This window comes from Acinetobacter sp. YH12255, assembly GCF_013417355.1.
Taxonomy (GTDB): Bacteria; Pseudomonadota; Gammaproteobacteria; order Pseudomonadales; family Moraxellaceae; genus Acinetobacter; species Acinetobacter pseudolwoffii.
The window spans coordinates 1-4,344 of the sequence record NZ_VPEC01000090.1 but is presented as its reverse complement, the minus strand read 5'-3'; the positions used below and the strand labels follow the sequence as shown (position 1 = coordinate 4,344).

General features: G+C 48.3%; 4 protein-coding genes and 1 pseudogene. All 5 read left to right on the top strand.

What is annotated here, in order from left to right:
- Positions 1-176: 176 nt before the first annotated feature.
- Positions 177-842 carry a tyrosine-type recombinase/integrase gene (locus tag FTV30_RS15615; protein WP_015060916.1) on the top strand — a complete coding sequence of 222 codons (666 nt, stop codon included), beginning with the start codon at positions 177-179 and terminating at the stop codon, positions 840-842.
- Positions 843-1,031: 189 nt separating this feature from the next.
- Complete coding sequence (locus FTV30_RS15610; RefSeq protein ID WP_024160783.1) at positions 1,032-2,198, top strand: tetracycline-inactivating monooxygenase Tet(X3); 1,167 nt, start codon at positions 1,032-1,034, stop codon at positions 2,196-2,198.
- Positions 2,199-2,346: 148 nt separating this feature from the next.
- Positions 2,347-3,084, top strand: coding sequence for a recombinase family protein (locus FTV30_RS15605; protein ID WP_001366550.1), 738 nt, complete (start codon positions 2,347-2,349; stop codon positions 3,082-3,084).
- Positions 3,081-3,305 carry a hypothetical protein gene (locus tag FTV30_RS15600; RefSeq protein WP_000743213.1) on the top strand — a complete coding sequence of 75 codons (225 nt, stop codon included), beginning with the start codon at positions 3,081-3,083 and terminating at the stop codon, positions 3,303-3,305. Before FTV30_RS15605 ends, FTV30_RS15600 begins: the two co-directional genes overlap by 4 nt.
- A 210-nt stretch (positions 3,306-3,515) precedes the next feature.
- Positions 3,516-4,344: pseudogene (locus FTV30_RS15595) on the top strand (IS91-like element ISVsa3 family transposase); the annotation flags it as partial.

Here is a 4,344-nt window from a genome sequence, read left to right as displayed (position 1 = left end):
GTAAATTTTCAGCGTTGCTGGCTCCCCGTCAGCCGGATTGGGTTGCATCGCAGGGGTGTCGAAAGAGTCAACTGCGGTCCAAAGCTGTTGGACTTGGGTGAAAAGGGCGTTTATTCTTCCTATACGTCGATCGATTGAATGAAGGACATATACAATCATTTCTCCGACATTTGGTTATGGAGCGAAAAGTTTCAATATCTTATCAAAACCAGGCAATCAATGCGATTAAGTTTTATTACGAACGTGTTTTGGGTGGACAACGGAAAACATATTTCATCGAAAGACCAAAAAAAGAAAAAACACTTCCTGTTGTGATGAGTGAAGAAGAAACCATTCGGGTACTACGCGCTATTGAAAACGTGAAACACAAGGCTATTCTGATGACTATTTATTCGGCAGGTTTGCGCATTTCTGAATGTATAAACCTGAAAATAAAAGACATTGACTCCAAGCGCATGCAAATTCGTATAGAACAGTCAAAAGGAAAAAGAGATCGTTATACCATTTTATCTGAGAAAACATTAATTATTTTAAGAACATACTTTATGGAATATAAACCAAAAGATTATTTATTTGAAGGTCAAAAAGGTGGCGCATACTCAAGCCGAAGTATTCAAAACATTTTTAAAGCAGCTGTTTTAAAAGCAAAGATTCAAAAGGAAGTTACTGTACATACCTTACGACATAGCTTTGCAACGCATTTGCTTGAGAATGGTACGAGTTTACGTTATATTCAATCGTTGTTAGGTCATTCAAGCAGTAAAACAACTGAGGTTTATACACATATTACCACCAAGGGAATGGAACAATTAAAAAGTCCGATGGATTTGTTAGATATATAGAAAGGATTTGTATATTTGAGCAAAACTTAACAAAAAGCACTATGAATATAAATCCTTTTGAGAGAGTAGAAACGAACGGTAAACGGTTGAAAACGGATTTGTCACTGATAATGAAAGGTTTAGCAAAATAAGATATAGTGGATATATACGCCATTTGGCGTATAGCCACTTGTTATGTGCCATTTTTGAATGACAATGCGAATAGATACGGACAAACAAATGAATTTACTTAGTGATAAGAACGTTGCAATAATTGGTGGTGGACCCGTTGGACTGACTATGGCAAAATTATTACAGCAAAACGGCATAGACGTTTCAGTTTACGAAAGAGACAACGACCGAGAGGCAAGAATTTTTGGTGGAACCCTTGACCTACACAAAGGTTCAGGTCAGGAAGCAATGAAAAAAGCGGGATTGTTACAAACTTATTATGACTTAGCCTTACCAATGGGTGTAAATATTGCTGATGAAAAAGGCAATATTTTATCCACAAAAAATGTAAAGCCCGAAAATCGATTTGACAATCCTGAAATAAACAGAAATGACTTAAGGGCTATCTTGTTGAATAGTTTAGAAAACGACACGGTTATTTGGGATAGAAAACTTGTTATGCTTGAACCTGGTAAGAAGAAGTGGACACTAACTTTTGAGAATAAACCGAGTGAAACAGCAGATTTGGTTATTCTTGCCAATGGTGGAATGTCGAAAATAAGGAGCTTTGTTACCGACACGCAAGTTGAAGAAACCGGTACTTTCAACATCCAAGCTGATATTCTTCAACCGGAAATAAACTGTCCCGGATTTTTTCAGCTATGCAACGGCAACCGATTAATGGCGGGACATCAGGGCATTTTATTGTTTGCCAATCCCAATAATAATGGTGCATTGTATTTAGGAATTAGTTTTAAAACGCCCGATGAATGGAAAAATAAAATTCCCTTAGATTTTCAGGACAGAAACAGCGTTGCCGATTTTTTATTGAAAAGATTTTCCAAATGGAGTGAAGTTTACAAACAATTAATACGTTCGGTATCAACATTTCAATGCTTGCCCACAAGGAAATTTCCTTTGAACAATGATTGGAAAAGTAACCGTCCATTACCCATAACAATGATTGGCGATGCTGCTCATTTGATGTCGCCTTTTGCAGGACAGGGTGTAAATACGGGATTATTGGATGCTTTGATATTGTCTGAAAACCTTACAAACGGAGAATTTACAAGTATTGAAAATGCCATCGAAAACTACGAACAACAAATGTTTGTTTATGCAAAAGATACGCAGGACGAATCGACAGAAAACGAAACCGAAATGTTTAGTCCCAATTTTTCGTTTCAAAAATTATTGAATCTATAAACAGTAAGAAAAAACGGCTACTAACAAGCAGTTTTGCAATAGTGGGGCAGAAGTGCAAAATTGAACTTGTGTGCTTCTATCAACTTTTGTACATTAGCTGCCAGTTTAAGATGGGTGCATTTGAGTATGCCCAAAGGAGCCCGCAAGTATGCGCAGGACGAAGCCAGTAGCCGCGCCGATGGTGGCGCGGGTCTATCTGCGCGTCAGCACCGACGCGCAGGACTTGGAACGCCAAGAGGCGATCACTACGGCCGCGAAGGCCGCCGGCTACTACGTCGCCGGCATCTACCGTGAGAAGGCATCCGGCGCACGCGCCGACCGGCCTGAGCTGCTGCGCATGATCGGCGACCTACAGCCCGGCGAGGTGGTCATTGCCGAGAAGATCGACCGCATCAGCCGCCTACCTTTGCCCGAGGCCGAGCGCCTGGTGGCCTCGATACAGGCCAAAGGCGCACGCCTGGCCGTCCCTGGCGTGGTCGATCTATCCGACCTGGCGGCCGAGGCCCAGGGCGTCGCCAAGATCGTGCTGGAAGCCGTGCAGATCATGCTTTTTCGCCTGGCCTTGCAGATGGCCCGCGACGACTACGAGGACAGGCGCGAACGCCAGCGCCAAGGCATTGAGTTGGCCCGCCAGGCCGGGCGGTACAAGGGCCGCCGTGCTGATCCGAAGCGCCGCGCCCAAGTTGTCGCGCTGCGCAAGTCCGGCTACAGCATCAACAAGACCGCCGAGCTGGCCGGGTACAGTGCGGCCCAGGTGAAACGGATATGGGCCGAGGTCAGCCAGGCCGAAGCGAAGCAGCACGGCGCGTTCGTGGAGGACGCATTGACGGAAGCCGATGCCCTGGCCGCTGTCGGCCAGGATGAGCGCCAGGAGGAAAGGGCATGAAGAAGCCGAACCAAGACGACGAGCCGTTTTTCATCACCGAGGAGATTGCGGCCGAAATGATCGCCGGCGGCTATGAGTTCGAGCTGCCGCCCATTCCTTGCACCATCCGCCTACGCGACGTGCTGGAGCGCATGACCGATGCTGAGCTAGCATTGCAGCCGGGCGAGATCGCCGACCAGGAGCGTGAACGCTGCCGGCGCAAGCCGTGTTCAACCTCATGATCTGGTCATGGTATTTTTCATGGCACTGAGCCTGATAGTTCTTGCAAATTGTTGTCACTAAAGGGTTTTGTGTGCTTGTTTACAATCGAGTGGGAGTGACGGGCACTGGCTGGCAATGTCTAGCAACGGCAGGCATTTCGGCTGAGGGTAAAAGAACTTTCCGCTAAGCGATAGACTGTATGTAAACACAGTATTGCAAGGACGCGGAACATGCCTCATGTGGCGGCCAGGACGGCCAGCCGGGATCGGGATACTGGTCGTTACCAGAGCCACCGACCCGAGCAAACCCTTCTCTATCAGATCGTTGACGAGTATTACCCGGCATTCGCTGCGCTTATGGCAGAGCAGGGAAAGGAATTGCCGGGCTATGTGCAACGGGAATTTGAAGAATTTCTCCAATGCGGGCGGCTGGAGCATGGCTTTCTACGGGTTCGCTGCGAGTCTTGCCACGCCGAGCACCTGGTCGCTTTCAGCTGTAAGCGTCGCGGTTTCTGCCCGAGCTGTGGGGCGCGGCGGATGGCCGAAAGTGCCGCCTTGCTGGTTGATGAAGTACTGCCTGAACAACCCATGCGTCAGTGGGTGTTGAGCTTCCCGTTTCAGCTGCGTTTCCTGTTTGCCAGCCGGCCCGAGATCATGGGGTGGGTGCTGGGCATCGTTTACCGCGTCATTGCCACGCACCTGGTCAAGAAAGCGGGCCATACCCACCAAGTGGCCAAGACGGGCGCGGTCACCCTGATCCAGCGTTTTGGATCGGCGCTCAATCTGAATGTTCACTTCCACATGCTGTTTCTCGACGGTGTGTATGTCGAGCAATCCCACGGCTCAGCGCGTTTCCGCTGGGTCAAGGCGCCGACCAGCCCAGAGCTCACCCAGCTGACGCACACCATCGCCCACCGGGTGGGTCGCTATCTTGAACGGCAAGGCCTGCTGGAACGGGATGTCGAAAACAGCTATCTGGCCTCGGATGCGGTGGATGACGACCCGATGACACCCCTGCTGGGGCACTCGATCACTTACCGTATCGCTGTCGGTTCACAGG

Bases quoted from the DNA above. Each gene is read 5' to 3' on its own strand.
- FTV30_RS15610 (WP_024160783.1), top strand. From the start codon at position 1,032: ATGACAATGCGAATAGATACGGACAAACAAATGAATTTACTTAGTGAT.
- FTV30_RS15615 (WP_015060916.1), top strand. From the start codon at position 177: ATGGAGCGAAAAGTTTCAATATCTTATCAAAACCAGGCAATCAATGCG.
- FTV30_RS15605 (WP_001366550.1), top strand. From the start codon at position 2,347: ATGCGCAGGACGAAGCCAGTAGCCGCGCCGATGGTGGCGCGGGTCTAT.
- FTV30_RS15600 (WP_000743213.1), top strand. From the start codon at position 3,081: ATGAAGAAGCCGAACCAAGACGACGAGCCGTTTTTCATCACCGAGGAG.